Source organism: uncultured Tenacibaculum sp. (genome assembly GCF_947495995.1).
Lineage (GTDB): Bacteria > Bacteroidota > Bacteroidia > Flavobacteriales > Flavobacteriaceae > Polaribacter.
In genome coordinates this window covers 131,379-148,426 of the sequence record NZ_CANMAX010000008.1, presented here as the reverse complement: position 1 = coordinate 148,426, position 17,048 = coordinate 131,379, and the positions used below count along the sequence as shown (strand labels likewise).

Annotated in this window: 13 protein-coding genes; 5 read left to right on the top strand and 8 right to left on the bottom strand. The window is 31.1% G+C overall.

Annotated features, from left to right (window positions below; genetic code table 11):
* From Q1A15_RS17685 to Q1A15_RS17675, 3 genes are all read left to right on the top strand, one after another.
* Positions 1 to 2,386 (top strand): Ig-like domain-containing protein (locus tag Q1A15_RS17685; protein ID WP_299627186.1); only part of this gene is annotated, 2,386 nt, incomplete at its 5' end.
* Between the two features lie 18 nt (positions 2,387 to 2,404).
* Complete coding sequence (locus Q1A15_RS17680; protein ID WP_299627184.1) at positions 2,405 to 3,337, top strand: type IX secretion system membrane protein PorP/SprF; 933 nt, start codon at positions 2,405 to 2,407, stop codon at positions 3,335 to 3,337.
* Positions 3,338 to 3,347: 10 nt separating this feature from the next.
* Positions 3,348 to 5,495 (top strand): OmpA family protein, encoded by a 2,148-nt coding sequence (locus tag Q1A15_RS17675; protein ID WP_299627182.1) that lies wholly within the window; start codon positions 3,348 to 3,350, stop codon positions 5,493 to 5,495.
* Positions 5,496 to 5,560: 65 nt separating this feature from the next.
* Here Q1A15_RS17675 and Q1A15_RS17670 read toward each other — a convergent pair whose 3' ends face one another.
* The 4 genes from Q1A15_RS17670 to Q1A15_RS17655 all read right to left on the bottom strand — a co-directional run bounded on the left by Q1A15_RS17670 (position 5,561) and on the right by Q1A15_RS17655 (position 11,065).
* Entirely contained in the window at positions 5,561 to 6,013 is a 453-nt protein-coding gene (locus Q1A15_RS17670; protein WP_299627180.1) for a hypothetical protein, read from the bottom strand.
* A gap of 63 nt (positions 6,014 to 6,076) precedes the next feature.
* Complete coding sequence (locus Q1A15_RS17665; protein ID WP_299627178.1) at positions 6,077 to 8,974, bottom strand: FAD-binding and (Fe-S)-binding domain-containing protein; 2,898 nt, start codon at positions 8,972 to 8,974, stop codon at positions 6,077 to 6,079.
* A gap of 166 nt (positions 8,975 to 9,140) precedes the next feature.
* On the bottom strand, positions 9,141 to 9,599 hold the full coding sequence (locus tag Q1A15_RS17660) for an Lrp/AsnC ligand binding domain-containing protein (RefSeq protein WP_299627176.1): 459 nt from the start codon (positions 9,597 to 9,599) through the stop codon (positions 9,141 to 9,143).
* Between the two features lie 35 nt (positions 9,600 to 9,634).
* A complete protein-coding gene (locus Q1A15_RS17655) occupies positions 9,635 to 11,065 on the bottom strand; it encodes a VOC family protein (protein WP_299627174.1) in 1,431 nt (476 codons plus the stop codon).
* Positions 11,066 to 11,363: 298 nt separating this feature from the next.
* Between Q1A15_RS17655 and Q1A15_RS17650 the strand changes: the two genes are divergently transcribed.
* Complete coding sequence (locus Q1A15_RS17650; RefSeq protein ID WP_299627172.1) at positions 11,364 to 11,522, top strand: YqaE/Pmp3 family membrane protein; 159 nt, start codon at positions 11,364 to 11,366, stop codon at positions 11,520 to 11,522.
* Between the two features lie 116 nt (positions 11,523 to 11,638).
* Positions 11,639 to 14,143, top strand: coding sequence for a M14 family metallopeptidase (locus Q1A15_RS17645; RefSeq protein ID WP_299627170.1), 2,505 nt, complete (start codon positions 11,639 to 11,641; stop codon positions 14,141 to 14,143).
* Between the two features lie 53 nt (positions 14,144 to 14,196).
* On the opposite strand, the gene Q1A15_RS17640 is transcribed toward Q1A15_RS17645, so the two are convergent.
* From Q1A15_RS17640 to Q1A15_RS17625, 4 genes are all read right to left on the bottom strand, one after another.
* Positions 14,197 to 14,697, bottom strand: a complete 501-nt coding sequence (locus tag Q1A15_RS17640) for a hypothetical protein (protein ID WP_299627168.1) — start codon at positions 14,695 to 14,697, stop codon at positions 14,197 to 14,199.
* Positions 14,698 to 14,700: 3 nt separating this feature from the next.
* A complete protein-coding gene (locus Q1A15_RS17635) occupies positions 14,701 to 15,612 on the bottom strand; it encodes a helix-turn-helix domain-containing protein (RefSeq protein WP_299627166.1) in 912 nt (303 codons plus the stop codon).
* A 9-nt stretch (positions 15,613 to 15,621) separates the two neighbouring features.
* Positions 15,622 to 16,572, bottom strand: a complete 951-nt coding sequence (locus tag Q1A15_RS17630) for an SDR family oxidoreductase (RefSeq protein ID WP_299627164.1) — start codon at positions 16,570 to 16,572, stop codon at positions 15,622 to 15,624.
* A gap of 134 nt (positions 16,573 to 16,706) precedes the next feature.
* Complete coding sequence (locus Q1A15_RS17625) at positions 16,707 to 17,048, bottom strand: tRNA-binding protein (protein WP_299627162.1); 342 nt, start codon at positions 17,046 to 17,048, stop codon at positions 16,707 to 16,709.

Genomic DNA, 17,048 nt, shown 5'->3' with positions numbered 1-17,048 from the left:
AGAGAGTGGTTTAGGTGGTGTAACAGTTTATGCAGACTTAGATGGCGATGGCGTTCAAGATCCAGGAGAGCCAAGTACGACTACGAATCCAGATGGAAGCTATACGCTAACAGGCGTTCCAGCAGGAAGTCCAGTAGACATTGTAGTAGTAGAAGGAGATTTACCATCAGGAAGTACACAAACAGAAGGAACAAACCCAACTTCAGTTACTCCAGTAGGAGGCGGAAGTGTTGATGCAGGTAGCGATGGATACCAATCACAAGGTGATGTTACGGGAGTTGTTTACGGAGATACAAACGGAAACGGAACACAAGACGGATCAGAGAGTGGTTTAGGCGGTGTAACAGTTTACGCAGACTTAGATGGAGACGGAGTTCAAGATCCAGGAGAGCCAAGTACGACTACGAATCCAGATGGAAGCTATACGTTGACAGGAGTTCCAGCAGGAAGTCCAGTAGACATTGTAGTAGTAGAAGGAGATTTACCATCAGGAAGTACACAAACAGAAGGAACAAACCCAACTTCAGTTACTCCAGTAGGAGGCGGAAGTGTTGATGCAGGTAACGATGGATACCAATCACAAGGCGATGTTACTGGAGTTGTTTACGGAGATACAAACGGAAACGGAACACAAGACGGATCAGAGAGTGGTTTAGGCGGTGTAACAGTTTATGCAGATTTAGATGGTGATGGCGTACAAGACCCAGGAGAGCCAAGTACGACTACGAATCCAGATGGAAGCTATACGTTAACAGGAGTCCCAGCAGGAAGTCCAGTAGACATTGTAGTAGTAGAAGGAGATTTACCATTAGGAAGTACACAAACAGAAGGAACAAACCCAACTTCAGTTACTCCAGTAGGAGGTGGAAGTGTTGATGCTGGAAATGATGGATATACTATTAATGGAATAGATACAATCGATGATACAGCAGGAACAACTACTAATAATCCTGTAGATATTGATGTTTTAGATAACGATTTAAATATTCCATCTTCAGGTACATTAACAGTTTCTAATCCAACAAATGGAACAGTAACTATAAATGATGGAGGTACGCCAAATGATCCAAGTGATGATATTGTAACATATACACCAAATCCTGGATTTACTGGAACTGATACATTCACTTATACGGTTTGTAATAATGCAACACCAGCTAATTGTGATACGGCAACTGTAACAGTAAATGTTACTGATGTTAGAGCAGATGCAGAAGATGATATAGCAACTACAGATGAGGATGAACCAGTTGATATTGATATCTTAGATAATGATGCCAATACACCAACATCAGGAACATTAACTGTAAGTGATCCAGCAAATGGAACGGTAACTGTTAATGATGGAGGTACACCGAACGATCCAAGTGATGATACTGTAACATATACACCAGATCCAGATTTTTCAGGAACTGACACATTTACATATACAGTATGTGATGATGCAACACCAGCTAACTGTGACACAGCAACAGTTACAGTAGACGTAAATCCAACAGTAGATGCTGAGGACGATACGGCTACAACAGATGAAGATGAACCTGTAGTTATTGATGTTTTAGATAATGATACAGATGTACCATCATCAGGAACATTAACGGTAAGTGATCCAGCTAATGGAACGGTAACTGTAGATGATGGAGGAACACCAGATGATCCAAGTGATGATACAGTAACTTATACACCAGATGAGGATTTCAATGGAACTGATACATTTACATATACAGTTTGTGATAATGCAACACCAGCTAATTGTGAAACAGCAACGGTTACAGTAGATGTAAATCCAACACCAGATGCATTTGATGATATAGAGGAAACAAATGGTGATGATCCAGTTATAATTGATATATTTGATAATGATAATGATATACCAAACGACGGTACTTTAACGGTAACAGATCCGTCAAATGGAACAGTAACTGTAGATGATAATGGTACGCCTAACGATCCAAGTGATGATGTTGTAACATATACACCAAATCCAGGATTTACAGGAACAGATACATTCACATACACTATATGTGATAGTGCTACACCACCAAATTGTTCAACAGCAACAGTTACTATCGAAGTAAGTGATCCTTGTTTAACAGTATACAATGAGTTTAGTCCAAATGGTGATGGAATAAATGATTACCTAAGAATTAATTGTATTGATAACTATACAAATAATACGGTTGAAATCTTTAACAGATGGGGTAATACTGTTTACAAAGTAAAAGGATATAGAAATGATGATGCAAGTAAGAGATTCGAAGGTATTTCAAATGGTAGAGCTACAATTAATTCGTTAGATAAATTACCAGTAGGAACATATTTCTATCTGATAGATTTAGGAGATGGTAGCCCAGTAAGAAAAGGTTGGATATATATTAATAGATAATAGACTGTAAAATAAATAATGAAGTCAATTTTATTCAAAAGAATAGTATTAGTGATAAGCATCTGTTTTTTAACAGATGCTATGTCACAGCAAGATCCCCATTATACTCAGTACATGTTAAACACAATGTCTGTAAACCCAGCTTATGTTGGTTCTAAAGGACACACAGTTCTTACAGCATTAGGAAGAACACAGTGGGTTGGTTTAGAAGGAGCTCCAGATACACAAAATTTAAGTTACGATACAGCTATTGGATATAGTGGTATAGGTTTAGGTATTAATTTAGTAAATGATAGAATTGGACCTTCGCATGAAACTTATATTGATGGAAATGTTTCGTATACAATTCGAACAGGAGATGAAGGAAATCTTGCTTTTGGTTTAAAATTAGGAGGTAGATTATTAAATGTAGATTGGAGTATAGGAAACCCAAATGGTGATGGAGCAGATCCAACGTTTGCACAAAATATTAATAATAGGTTTTTACCAACAATCGGAGCAGGTATATATTATCATGAGCCACAATGGTATATAGGTTTATCTGTACCTAACTTTTTACGTCAAGAACATTACGATGCTAGAAATATTATTGGAGAAACAGCCGTAGAAAGATTACACTATTTCTTAATTGCAGGTTATGTTTTTGATATAAATGAAAACATCAAATTTAAACCTGCTGCATTAGCCAAATTAGTTTTTGGTGCACCATTATCTATCGATGTTTCTGCAAACTTTTTATTCAACGAAAAATTTAGAGTTGGAGCAGCGTGGAGATGGGACGATTCGGTAGCAGTATTAGCTGGTTTCCAAGCGAGCGAATCATTACACATAGGTTATGCCTATGATCTTACTACATCAAATTATAATGTAGTCAACAACGGAACACATGAAGTACTATTGAGATATGAAATTTTTAAACAAGCTAGAATGAAATCCCCAAGATTTTTTTAAAGCTTAAATAATGAAAAAACAAACACTATTAAAAACATTAATTCTAACACTATTAACATTACCATTATTATCGCAAAGTAAAAGAGTTGCAGATAGATATTTCGAAGAGTTTGCTTACTTTAAAGCAGCTAAAATATATGAGGCTGTTTATAAAAGGGGAGACACTTCAAGATATGTATTAAAGAGAATAGGGGATTCTTATTACAACAACTCTAGAACAGAAGATGCCGAAATTTGGTACAGAAAATTAATTGAAGAATTCAAAGAAACAAATCCAGATTACATTTTTAAATACGCACAGGTATTAAGAAGTAATGGTAACACCAAAAAATCCGATTCTATTTATTTAGCATTAAATAAAGGGAATAAGAAAAATGAAAAGAATAAGTACGTAAACAAATCAAATCATTTTCAGGATTTTTTAAATGGGGGAAGAAAAAAAATCAGCATTAGAAATTTAGCTACAAATACTCCGTTTTCTGATTTTGGAGGAGTAATTTTTAACGATGAAATCTACTTTGCTTCATCAGCTCCTAAAGGAGTTAAAGGGGAAAAACTTTACAAGTGGAACAATCAGCCTTTTTTAAATTTATATAAATCTCAAGGTTACATTACCAAATTAGATGAATCTAAGATTGATACGATTTATGGAGTGGAAGGGAAAAAAATATTGCCTTCACCAGTAAATACAAATTTCCATGAGTCATCACCAGTTTTTACAAAAGATGGAAAGTATATGTACTTTTCAAGAGTAAATTTTGATGGTAAGAAATTAAAAAAGGATAAAAAACAAACGGTTAATTTAAAACTGTACAGAGCAGAGAATGTTGGTAATGATTGGACAAATGTTGAAGAGTTACCTTTTAATAGTGATGAATATTCTGTTGGACATCCTGCTTTAAGTCCAGATGAAAAAACATTATATTTTACTTCAGATATGCCTGGTTCTTTAGGAGCTACAGATATTTTTAAAGTTGAAATTAAAGAAGAGGGTTTTGGAGAACCTGAAAATTTAGGGGAAACTGTAAATACAAAAGAAAGAGAAATGTTTCCATTTGTAGGAGAAGACAATATATTATTCTTTTCTTCTAATGGTCATAAAGGACTTGGTTTACTTGATATTTTTCAAACAAAAATTTATGATGATGGAACCTACAGTAAAGTTGTAAACTTAGATTTTCCATTCAACAGTAAAAAAGACGATTTTTCATTTTATGTTGATGCTACTGGAAAGAAGGGATTCTTTTCTTCAAACAGGTCAAAAGGAAAAGGAGACGACGATATTTATAGTTTTTACATTTCTCAATTACCAAAACCTAAAGAGTGTTTAGAATCTATTACAGGAACTTTAACAGATAAAGTTACAAAAGCGCCAATTGCCAATGCTGTAATAAAGTTAGTCGATAAAACTACGGGAACTATTGTAAACGAAGCTTTAACAAGCATAGATGGTATTTATCATTTTGAAAAAGTTCCTTGTGGTAGCGATGCTTTATCTGTGATTGCCGAACAAAAAGATTATAGATCTGCAGTAAAGAAAGATTTTAGGTTATCAAACAAAAATGGAAGAGTTACTAGAATCAATTTAGTTTTAGATCCTTTAATCGTAGGAAATCAGATTGTAATTAAACCTATTTATTTCGATTTCAATAAATCATTTATTAGAGAAGATGCTCAATATGAATTAGAGAATATTGTAGCTGTGATGAATAATCATCCTAAAATGATTATAAAGATTGAATCGCATACAGATAGTAGGGGAGGAAGAAATTATAATAGAACTCTGTCAGACAGAAGAGCAAAATCGACTCGAGATTTTTTAATTACTAGAGGAATTGCAGCAAATAGAGTTGAAAGTGCTATAGGTTATGGAGAAGATCAATTATTGAATCGTTGTGATGATAAAAACGGTAAAAAATGTTCTGAAGAAGAACATCAATTAAATAGAAGATCTTATTTCTACATAGTTAGCGGAAAAAATGACGTAACAGTAGAAAATAGTAAACCAAGGATTATTGACAAGAAAGGTTACAAAGATCAAAAAGCAATAATGCAAAGGTTAAGAAGAATACGTAATCCGAAGAGAAGAACTTTAAAAGGTAGACTCGGAGGAAGACGCGACAATAAGTGCTACAAAAGTGAAGACGACTGTGGCTAGTTTTAAGATAATCCCTAAATTATTTTAAGTAATGAGCGAGAAAGTTACCTTTCTCGCTTTTTTATTTATGAAGTTAAAATCCCAGAGGATTTATAATTTTTATAATACTGCATTAAAATGAAAGAACACATTACAGACGATGCAATTCCTTCGATAGTTAAAGCAAAAACAACCATTTCAAGACTTAGTTTTTTACCCCATAAAGAAGAATTTTCAAGTACTGTAATAAAGCTAGGATCAATAAATCCAACATAAACAATCAAACCAATAATTGTTAAAGCAATTCCAATAACAGAAGATCCGAAACCTACATAGAAATTGTTAAAATAAGAATCTTGATCATTAAAATCTATGTTTTGTTTTATGGCTCTATTTACTCCCCAAAAAACAAAAAGGAAATTTAAAAAACGAAGTTCAGAAACATTATCTAATCCAAGTATTTTCATCAAAAGAAAGAAAACAACTATACAACTGTATATTAATAAACCATTCTTTAAGATAATTTTATTCGTGTCCATACTTAAGAATTTTAAAGTTAGTTACTCTTAAATATACGAAATAAAATTATGATTTTCAATATTTTAGATTAAAGCCTCTTTTAATATGGTGATTGGATGTTTAGCTACTTTATTCGTTCCATCGTAAATTTGATGTCTACAACTTGTACCCGAAGCAGCTATTTCAGTAGCTTTAGAAGCGTTTCTAATTTTTTTAAATAAAGTATCTTCACCAACTTGCATACTAACTTTATAATGCTCCTTTTCGTATCCAAAAGAACCAGCCATACCACAACAACCAGTGTTCATAATTCTTACATCGTAATTCTTAGGAATATTAAGCATTGTAAAAATTGAATTTGTGGTAGATAAAGATTTTTGATGACAATGTCCGTGAATCTTAATTTCTTTACTAGAAGATGTAAATTGATCTGAATTGATATTGCCTTTCTCTATTTCTTTAGAAAGAAATTCTTCAATGGTAAACGTATGTTTTGCAATTTCAGATGCTGTTTTTTTATCATCAGCTAATCGTAAATATTCATCTCTAAAAGTTAAAATAGCAGAAGGTTCAATTCCTATTAAAGGCTTATTTTCTGAAACCTTACCTTTAAACAACTCAATGTTTTTGTTAGCGATAACTTTTGCTTCTTTTAGAAAACCTTTAGAAATATAACTTCGTCCACTTTCTTCGTGATTTAAAACTTCAGCTTTGTATCCTAAAGCATTTAATACGGCTATTGAATCTTTACCAATTTCAGTATCATAAAAATTGGTGAACTCATCATTAAATAACAACACTGTTTTCTGGCTGTCTTTCTGATTCGTTTTTTTCAACCAAGCGTCTAAAGTTTGTTTAGCTAATTTCGGAACAGTTCTTTCTTGGGCAACTCCCATTACTTTTTTGGCTAAATTCGTATTGGTTAAGAAGTTTGTAATTGTAGGAAATTTGCTTCCTAACTTATTGTACTTCGCATTATTTGCAAATAATTTACTTCTGAAAGAATATCCGTTTGTTTCTTGATATTGATATAAAAATTCGGCTTTTAAAGAAGCAACATCAACATTACTTGGACATTCACTAGCACAAGCTTTACAACTTAAACATAAATCGAAAACAGTTTTTAATTCTTTATGATTAAACTTATTTACTTGATCTGAGTTCGTTAAAAACTCACGTAAAGCATTAGCTCTCGATCGAGTAGTATCTTTTTCGTCTTTAGTAGCTCTGTAACTCGGACAAAGAGTTCCGCCTGCTTCTGGAGATTTTCTACAATCACCAGAACCGTTACATTTTTCTGCCAAACGTAAAATTCCTTGGCTATCAGAAAAATCGAAAATGGTATTAATTTCTGGTTCATTTCGATCTACTTCGTAACGTAAACTTTCATCCATTTTAAAAGCATCCGTTATCTTTCCTCTATTGAATACGTTATTCGGATCAAAAGCTTTTTTAATACGCTTTAAAAGTTGGTAATTACGATCACCAATCATTAAAGGAATAAATTCTGCTCTTACAATTCCATCTCCATGTTCACCACTAAAAGAACCATTATATTTCTTTACAAGTTCTGCCGTTTCAGTTGTTATTTTTCTAAATAAATCAACATCTTCAGCTTTTTTAAGATTTAAAATAGGCCTTAAATGCAATTCTCCAGCTCCTGCATGCGCATAGTACACAGCTTGTTGTTGGTATTTGTCCATAATTGCAGAGAATTCTTCAATGTATTCAGGTAAGTCGTGTAAATCCACAGCAGTATCTTCAATACATGCAACAGCTTTTTTATCACCAATCATATTACCTAATAATCCAAGTCCGGCTTTTCTTAAATCTAGAACTTTTTTAATATCATTACCAAATACTTTAGGATAATGATATCCAAAGTTATTGTCTTTTAAATCTTGAATTAATTTATCGGCTAATTCTTCAACTTTTTCTTTAGAATCAGCTTTAACTTCTAACATTAAAACTGCTTCAGGATCACCTTGTATAAAAAATCTATTCTTAGCTTGTTCTCTGTTATTTTTAGTACAATCTAAAATCACTTTATCCATCAATTCACAAGTGAATAAATTATGATTCATGGTAGTGATTGTAGCTTTTAAACTCTCATTTACACTTGTAAAATGCGGAGTAACCATAATGCTATGACTAGGAGGAAGGTCGTCTAATTGAATCGTAATAGCAGTCATAAATGCTAAAGTTCCTTCACTTCCAGAAAGAAATTTGGCTGTATTAACGGTATCATCTTCACCGCCAAATAAATTTGAAGTCAAAAATTCATCAACAGCATAACCAGTATTTCTTCTATGAATTGCTGCTTTCGGAAACTCTTTTAAAATTTCATCTTGAGTTTCTTTAGAACTTAATTCAAAGAAAATAGATTTGTAGATCTTTCCTTCTAAATCATCTTGAGTTGTCTTTTTACGGAATTCTTGAGAGGAAATTTCAGAAAAAGTAGCTTTAGATCCATCAGATAAAAGAGTATCGATAGCAATTACTTTATCTCTAGTAACTCCATATCGAATAGAAGTACTTCCCGAAGAATTATTTCCTACCATACCACCAATCATACAACGATTTGAAGTAGATGTATTCGGACCAAAAAATAAACCATAAGGTTTTAAAAAACGATTTAAATCGTCTCTAATAATTCCTGGTTCTACAGTTATGGTTTTATTCTTTTCATCAAAGGCAAGAATATTCGTAAAGTGTTTCGAAACATCAACTATAATTCCATCACTAACACATTGTCCAGCTAACGAAGTACCCGCAGTTCTAGGAACCAAAGTAATATTATGCTGTACAGAAAAATCTATTAATATTTTAATGTCTTCTATAGTTTTAGGAAAAGCAACTGCTGTTGGTGTTTTTCTATATACTGAAGCATCTGTTGCATAAATGCTTTTATGAAGATTATCAAATACGAATTCTCCTGATAATTTTTCTGAAACAATTTGTAGTTGTTTGTCTAGTGTCATGATAAATAAGGAATTTACCTTTAATAGTTGTGTTGGTTTTTGTTGATTTTTGAATCAAAACCTCTAATTTACTACAATCTGATGATTCAAAAGATCAATTTTTCTTTAAAAACTATTTTGCTGAGAATATGGCAAAAAAAGTATAGTTATTTCACAAATTAGATAATTATTGAATCAAAGAATTTCTTTTGAAACAGGTATCAAAACAAATAAAAGAATCGGTACCCGCAACACCATTAATCAAATGAACTTTATCGTATAAAACTTTTTGTAAATGCTCATTATCGCGAGTATATGTAAGTATGAAAATGGCATAATTACCTGAAACAAAATTACACTCAACAATTTCGTCTATTTTTTCAAGTTCTCGCATTACTTCTTTTGCAAATCTAGCTTCTCTTAAACGAATACCTGTGTAGGATTTAGTTTTATACCCAAGCTTTTTTTCATCTAAAACAAACTCAGCATTTTTTATAACTCCTTCGGAAGATAATTTTTTAATACGTTGATGAATTAATGAGTTAGAAACATTTAATTCTTCAGCAATTTGAGAAAAGGCCTTTCTAGCATCTTCTCTAAGTTTAGATAAAATTTGTCGATCTATATAGTCAAATTGATTTTTCAAAAGAATGATTTTATAAATTGTAGCATTACCATTTCTTATGCATTCAATTCAACTAAACATTTTTGGATAGTTTCATCTTGCATATCGCTATACCATTTCATTAATTCGTAAACAGGTGCTCCTAAATCTTTTTCAAATAGCGATTGATTAGAAGTTCCTTCGTAATTACGTTTTGCATCATCTGTACCTAAATTAGAAGCAAATATTCCAGCTGCACTTACAGGTAAAAAATCTTCATAAACCATAGGATCAATTTTTAGAAAACCTTCTGCTAATAATTGATTTACATCTTCTTTAGCATACACTTTTTCTTTAGAAATGTTTTTTGCTTTTTCAGTAGTGAAATAGTGAAAATAGGCTAACTCTTCTGATTGTAATTCAGAATAATTATCTGGGAAAATTGTAAAGTTTTCTTGTAGTAATTTGTTGTATTCAGAAGCATTTTCTGCAGTTGGTGAACCGCCAATTGCTTTACGTGTTTTGCCTAATAATTCGTTATATAAGTCTAATCCTTTCTGGGTTAAAGCTGCACCTCGTTGCTCAATTTCTCCAAAACGAGCTTTATGTTCACCCATTTTTCCGTTTCCGATGTCATTTTTAAAAGTAACTTTTTCAGTTAATGCTTTAAAACTTGTTTGGCGTAATAGAATAGGACATTTTCTTGTTGGTGGTCCTTCGATATTATCTTTTGGAGGAATATTACGAGCTTCCATACTTGCTTGTACTTTATCGATGTCTAAACTTCTTGGGGTTAGGTGATTGATATGCGGACCTTTAAAAGCTACAACATCAGCTATTAAACGATGTTGGTTTAGTAATGCTTCATACATTTTATGATCTACAGTAGCTGTATCGTGCCATCTAAATGTTTCTAAAGCTTCTTGAACAAAAATTTCAGCATCTTCATGATTTAATCCGCCTTCTTTTTCAGATTTTTCAATCAATTCTAAAGCTTTTTCCGTGAAGATTTGACGGTCTTCTAAAATAGTTTCAACACGTTTACGCAATTCAGTATCATCAATTAAATCTAAGCGTAATAAAGAAGTAAAAACTCTAAAAGGAGCTTGGTTTAAAGCTGTATTTTCAATGGCTCTAAAAGCTGTAGAATGCACAGGAACACCAGCTGTGGCTAAATCGTAATATCCAACAGGATACATTCCCATAACTTTAAATAAGCGACGCATAGTAAATAATTCGTAAGGCTTACCTAAACGGATGGCTCCATGTCGTTCCATATTCAATCGAGTAATTTCTCCTGTATTGGCTAATTGCTCTTTAATTGCTGAAGATTTTGTAAGAACATCATCATTAATATCATGAACCAAATCTAGTAATTCACCATAAAGTGGTACTTCATTTTTGTACATATCAGACATGATAGAAGCAAAACGATTACGAATATATTCTGGAGATACAAATGCTTTTGTTGTATCATTAGAACTTTCTACTATATTTTTTGATGACATAACGTATTAAATTTTATCACAAAATAAATGAATTTAATTGCTTACAAGGTCTTTAAAAGTGATATTAACTTTTAAATAGGTGTTTTTGCGTTAGATTAATTTTTTTAAAAGCTTTTTAAAAATACAAAAAACAATTTTAATTAAAAAAAGGTGTTTTAAAAATCAATTTGACTTTACGAATTGACAAAAACTATTGATTCTTTGTAAATCTGAGTTTTAAAAGTATACAATTAGCTCTTTTGTATACTGTAACAAAATAAAAATGAAATCGTCTTTAAAGTAAAAAGGCGATTTGCATATGAATTTATTAAGAGTTTTATTGGCTATTATTTTTCCTCCACTTTCCATTATTGATAAAGGTTGTGGATCATTTATTATTATTTTTATTCTAACAATTTGCGGTTGGATTCCGGGTGTAATCGGAGCTTTAATCATTTTGAATAACCCAGATAGATAGTTCTAAAGGATAATTTATAAATATTAATTTTTTCTTAAAATTTCGTTTCATTTAGGTATTCTGCTAAAGTTCAAAGTATTGGTCATTATCTTTGTTAGATACACGAATACTTCAAAATGAAAAAAATATTTACACTATTACTGTCAACAGTAATCTTGTCTTGTCTTGCGCAAAACAAATTAGATTTATCTTATTACTTACCCAAAAACATAACTTATAATAAAAATATACCTACTCCAAAATCTGTTATTGGTCATGAAGTAGGAGAGTGGCATATTACACACGACAAGCTTTTGTATTATATGAAAGCTTTAGCCAATGCTTCTGATAGAATTGTTATAGAAGAAAGAGGAAAAACTTATGAAGACAGACCTTTAATTTTATTAAAAATAACTTCACCTAAGAATCATAACAATTTAGAGAACATCAGAAAAAAACACATTGAAGCTACAGAAAATACAGCTATTAATGTTTCTAATTTACCAGTTGTTGTTTATCAAGGTTTTTCAATTCATGGAAATGAAGCTAGTGGAGCTAATGCAGCATTAGTTGCTGCTTATCATTTAGCCGCAGCAGAAGGAAACGAGATAGAAAACTTATTACAAAATACAGTTATTTTATTTGATCCGTGTATGAACCCAGATGGAGTTCAGCGTTTTTCATATTGGGCAAATAGTAATAAATCTAAAAATATCAATCCAGATCCAAATGATAGAGAATACTCTGAAATTTGGCCAAGAGGAAGAACGAATCATTATTGGTTTGATATGAATAGAGATTGGTTACCAGTACAGTTACCTGAAAGTAAATCTCGTATTAAAACATTTCATCAATGGTTACCAAACGTTTTAACCGATCATCATGAAATGGGAAGTAATTCTACGTTCTTTTTTCAGCCAGGAATTCAAAGTAGAACACATCCTTTAACACCAAAGTTAAATCAAGAATTAACAAAAGAAATAGCGACTTATCATGCTAAAGCTTTTGATAAATTAGGTTCGTTATATTATTCAGAAGAAAGTTTTGATGATTTTTATTACGGAAAAGGATCTACTTTTCCTGATATAAATGGAGGAATAGGGATTTTATTTGAACAAGGAAGTTCAAGAGGTCATGCACAAGAAACAGATAATGGTTTACTAACTTTTCCTTTTACAATTCGTAATCAGTTTACTGCTGCACTTTCTACTTTAGAAGCGGCGAATAGTATGCGTGTTAAGTTATTGAACTATCAACAAAATTTTTACAAGAATTCTAAGTCATACGAAAAACAAAAAGCTATTGTATTTGGTGATGAAAAAGATGCTGCAAAAACGTATCATTTAGCTGAAGTTTTACAAAGACATAAGATCAAGATTCATAAAATAAAATCAGATTTCACGAATGCTGGTAAAACATTTAAAAGAAATTATAGTTATGGAATTCCATTAAATCAAAAGAATGTTCGTTTGATTAATGCAATGTTTGATGTAAGAAAGAGTTTTACTGATAGTCTTTTTTATGATGTTTCTGCTTGGACTTTCAATCATGCTTTTGGTGTTGATTTTGCCAATGATGTATCTTTAAGTAAGCTTGAGAATGAAGTAACAATTCCTACATTAAAGAAAGGAAAAGTTAGCATTAAAAGTGAAGTTGGATATTTAATGCCTTGGAATGAATACTATACTCCTAGAGCTTTGAATACAATTTTGAATAAAGGATTAAGAGCTAAAGTAGCTATGAAAACCTTTAAAAATGGAGGTAATAGTTTTGATTACGGAACAATTTTTATTCCAGTACAAAACCAAAGTTTAAATTCTTTAGAGTTATTCAAGTTCTTATCTGAAATAGCAGAAAATAATTTTGTTGATATCACTGGAGTAAATAGTGGTTTAAATCAAGGAATTGATTTAGGAAGTAATAATTTCAGAAATATTAAAAAGCAAAAAGTAGCAGTATTAGTTGGTGATGGAATTTCTCCTAGTGATGCTGGTGAAATTTGGCATTTATTTGATCAAAGATTTGATATGCGTATTACAAAATTAGATGTATCTAATTTAAGAAGAACAGACATTTCAAAATATATAACTATTATATTACCTAATGCTTCGTCTTTAAATGCAATTGTAGAAAGTAAATTAAAAGAGTGGACGAATAATGGTGGTGTTTTAATTGGATACAAAAATGCTGCTAGATGGTTAACTAGTAATAAGTTTTTAAAAGTAGATTTTAAAACTAAAAAAGCTGAAGGAATTAAAAACGTAACGTTTGAAAATAGAAGATTACATTATGGAGCTCAAGTAATTGGCGGAGCAATTTTTGAAGCTACAATAGATAGATCGCATCCAGTTAACTTTGGTTATAAGAATAATAAAATAGCTTTATTTAGAAATAGCACACTATTTATTCAACCAAGTAAAAACAGCTTTAGTAATCCGATTAAATATACTTCAAACCCATTATTAAGCGGATATATTTCAAAGCCTAACTTAGAATTATTAAAAGAAACGGTTCCTTTTAAATCTAGTCAATTAGGAAGAGGAAAAGTATTAGTTTTTACTGACAATACTAACTTTAGAGCTTTTTGGTTTGGAACTAATAAATTACTAATGAACGCTGTATTTTTCGGAGATAAAATGTAGTGTTTAATAGTTCAATATAAAAGAGTAGAAGTTAGGTTATCATAATCCAACTTCTACTTTTTTATTTGCTTTAGTTCTTTGTGATAATTTTTAATTCTTGCATTAGCATTTATATCCAATACTAAAAGCACAGTTAAAAAAGCAATAACAGTAATACAAATTGCTCTCCAAATAGCTTTATCAGTAGAAATAATTAATAAAGCTGCTATAGCTATAATCGCAGGGAATATTTTAAAAGCAATATTCTCATATGAGTTCATAATTTTTTCAGTTTTTACTATTTCTGATTCTACAAAAGCAGATGGATTTCCGCTATAGTTAGATTCAATATTTGAAAGCCTAGATTTATTACTGAAGTAAAATCCGAATCCAGTCATTAAAAGCAAGATTCCTGCAATAAGAATTGGATAAATAAAAGCTTTCGCTATTTCTGTTTTTCCTAATTGCCAAAAACCAATACTAGCTGACATAAAAAGAATACCGAAAAGAATAAAAATTTTAGAAGAAGAGATTTCATCTTTAGTCCATTCTATTGCAAACTTTAGTAATTCCATAGTTTAATTCAATTTATATTTTTCTCTGCATTGTGTTGGACTAATTCCTTCTTTTTTCTTGAATAATCTTGAAAAATAGGGTGGATATTCAAAGCCTAATTGATAAGCAACTTCTGCAATACTTTTATTAGGTTGTAATAAAATATTTTTAGCTTCATCTATTAAATGTAAGTGCAAATGTTCTGTTGTAGTTTTACCAGTTTCTTTTTTTAATGTATCGCTTAAATAACGTTGAGAAACAGAAAGTTTTTTTGCAATTTTTGCAATACTTGGTATTCCATGTTCTTGTAATTGACCTGATTCAAAATACTTAGATAAATGAAAATGAAATTTCTCTAACAAATCATTAGAAAGTTCTGTTCTGTTTAAAAATTGTCTTTCGTAAAAACGATTTGCATATTTTAATAATGTATCTAATTGAGAAATTATAATTTCTTTACTAAACTTATCTTGATTATTTTGATATTCAATTTCTATATTTTCTACAATAAATTCTATTTGTTTTTCCTCCCTAGGAGAAAGATGTAATGCTTCGTTTACAGTGTAAGAAAAGAAACCGTATTTTTTAATTTGTTTCGCTAGTGTTGTTCCCTTAAGAAAATCTTCATGAAAATTTATTGAAAACCCTTTTTGTTTAAATACTGCGCTTTCATCCCATTGTAAGACTTGTCTAGGTGCGATAAAAAATAAAGTACCATTGGTAAAATCATATTTTGTTCTACCATAATTTAAGTCACCAGTCACAAACTTTTTAAAACTGATAGTATAGCAATCGTTTGTAATAGGAGGAGAGCTTTCTCTAGGACATGGTAAATAACCATCTTCTTTAGAGTTGAAAATACTTAACATTGGATGTTCTGGTCTTGGTAAACCTAAGTAATCTAAATACGATGATAATGTTTTAAAATGTTGCATAACTCTAATTTAGATATTCCACTTAAAGTTAGTTTCTTTTTCTGAAACTTCCCATAATTTATACGATACAGCTTTATCTTTAGCATGTGGTTCTAATTTACATTTACCTACAGGGCCTGTCCAGTAATTTCTTCCTGTTGGTCCGTAAAAACCAGTTTCATCTAAATCAGGTTCGGTTGCACACATTAATTCCGGGTAAGCTCCTTTTTCTGCAGATTGAACAAATGGAGAAAGTTTCATTAATTGCCATATAAATCGAGTAATTAAACTACCACTAGTTTTTATCAGTGAAGTTCTTGATGCTCCGGGGTGACAAGCATATACTTTTACATTGTTTTTTTCTGCTTCTTTTAATCGATCTTGCAATTCATAAACAGACATAATTTGTGCAAGTTTACTTTGACTGTAAGCGTGATTGCCATTGTAATTTCGATACCAGTTCATATCATCGAACTTAATAGTTTTAAGTCCCATTTTATAACCTTCACTTCCCACAACTACAATGCGCCCATTTGATTTTTCTATGAGTGGAAACAGTAAACCTTGAAGTGTGAAATGGCCATAATGGTTTACACCAAGTTGACTTTCAAAACCATCAACAGTCAAAACTTGTTTAGGAACTTGTGCAATTGCTCCATTACATATCAATGCATCTATATGAGGTATTTTTTGAAGTATTTCTTTTGCAGCTTTTCTAACTGAACTTTGTTCTCCTAAATCTATTAAAATAAAAGATACATCTATAGTTTTACTAAGTTCTTTCTTAAAATCTGAAATTACTTCTTTTGATTTTTTAGCATTACGATTCAGCATTACTACTTTAGCTCCCTTTGATAATAAGATTTTAGAAGCTTCAAGACCTGTACCACTTGTAGCACCAGTAATTAGATACGTTTTTCTTTGTAAATTTCCTATTCTTTCTGGTGTCCAACCATTCTTACCAAATTGATTTGATTTCATCTTATATCTTGTTTGAAATTAACAAGACAAAGGTAGATACGAAGTTATCTTAGGTTCTTATACAGATTTTCGTATGTTGTATACAATTTGGTATATAGATTATACGATAAGAGGTAAATTGATAAAGTACATTTCTATGATACTTGAGTACCATTTTTTATGTCTTGTTTAGATGGAGAAAGCAATACAACGTTATTTTCTGAATTATAAACACCTAAAACTAAACATTCGCTGATAAAATTTGCGATCTGTTTTGGTCTAAAATTAATGACACAATTTACTTTTTTATGAAGAAGCTCTTCTTTAGTGTAAATATCTGTGATTTGGGCGCTGGTTTTTTTAATACCTACAGTTTCACCAAAATCAACTTTTAACTGATAAGCTGGTTTCCTAGCTTTAGGAAAATCATTAACTTCTATTATTGTTCCTATTCTAATATCTACCTTTAAGAAATCTTCAAAATTAATGTGATCCAT

Excerpts from the sequence above, each read along its gene's own strand:
- Q1A15_RS17630 (WP_299627164.1), bottom strand. The coding sequence starts at position 16,572 with ATGAAATCAAATCAATTTGGTAAGAATGGTTGGACACCAGAAAGAATA.
- Q1A15_RS17665 (WP_299627178.1), bottom strand. The coding sequence starts at position 8,974 with ATGACACTAGACAAACAACTACAAATTGTTTCAGAAAAATTATCAGGA.
- Q1A15_RS17670 (WP_299627180.1), bottom strand. The coding sequence starts at position 6,013 with ATGGACACGAATAAAATTATCTTAAAGAATGGTTTATTAATATACAGT.
- Q1A15_RS17645 (WP_299627170.1), top strand. The coding sequence starts at position 11,639 with ATGAAAAAAATATTTACACTATTACTGTCAACAGTAATCTTGTCTTGT.
- Q1A15_RS17635 (WP_299627166.1), bottom strand. The coding sequence starts at position 15,612 with ATGCAACATTTTAAAACATTATCATCGTATTTAGATTACTTAGGTTTA.
- Q1A15_RS17655 (WP_299627174.1), bottom strand. The coding sequence starts at position 11,065 with ATGTCATCAAAAAATATAGTAGAAAGTTCTAATGATACAACAAAAGCA.
- Q1A15_RS17625 (WP_299627162.1), bottom strand. The coding sequence starts at position 17,048 with ATGGATCACATTAATTTTGAAGATTTCTTAAAGGTAGATATTAGAATA.
- Q1A15_RS17680 (WP_299627184.1), top strand. The coding sequence starts at position 2,405 with ATGAAGTCAATTTTATTCAAAAGAATAGTATTAGTGATAAGCATCTGT.
- Q1A15_RS17675 (WP_299627182.1), top strand. The coding sequence starts at position 3,348 with ATGAAAAAACAAACACTATTAAAAACATTAATTCTAACACTATTAACA.
- Q1A15_RS17640 (WP_299627168.1), bottom strand. The coding sequence starts at position 14,697 with ATGGAATTACTAAAGTTTGCAATAGAATGGACTAAAGATGAAATCTCT.
- Q1A15_RS17650 (WP_299627172.1), top strand. The coding sequence starts at position 11,364 with ATGAATTTATTAAGAGTTTTATTGGCTATTATTTTTCCTCCACTTTCC.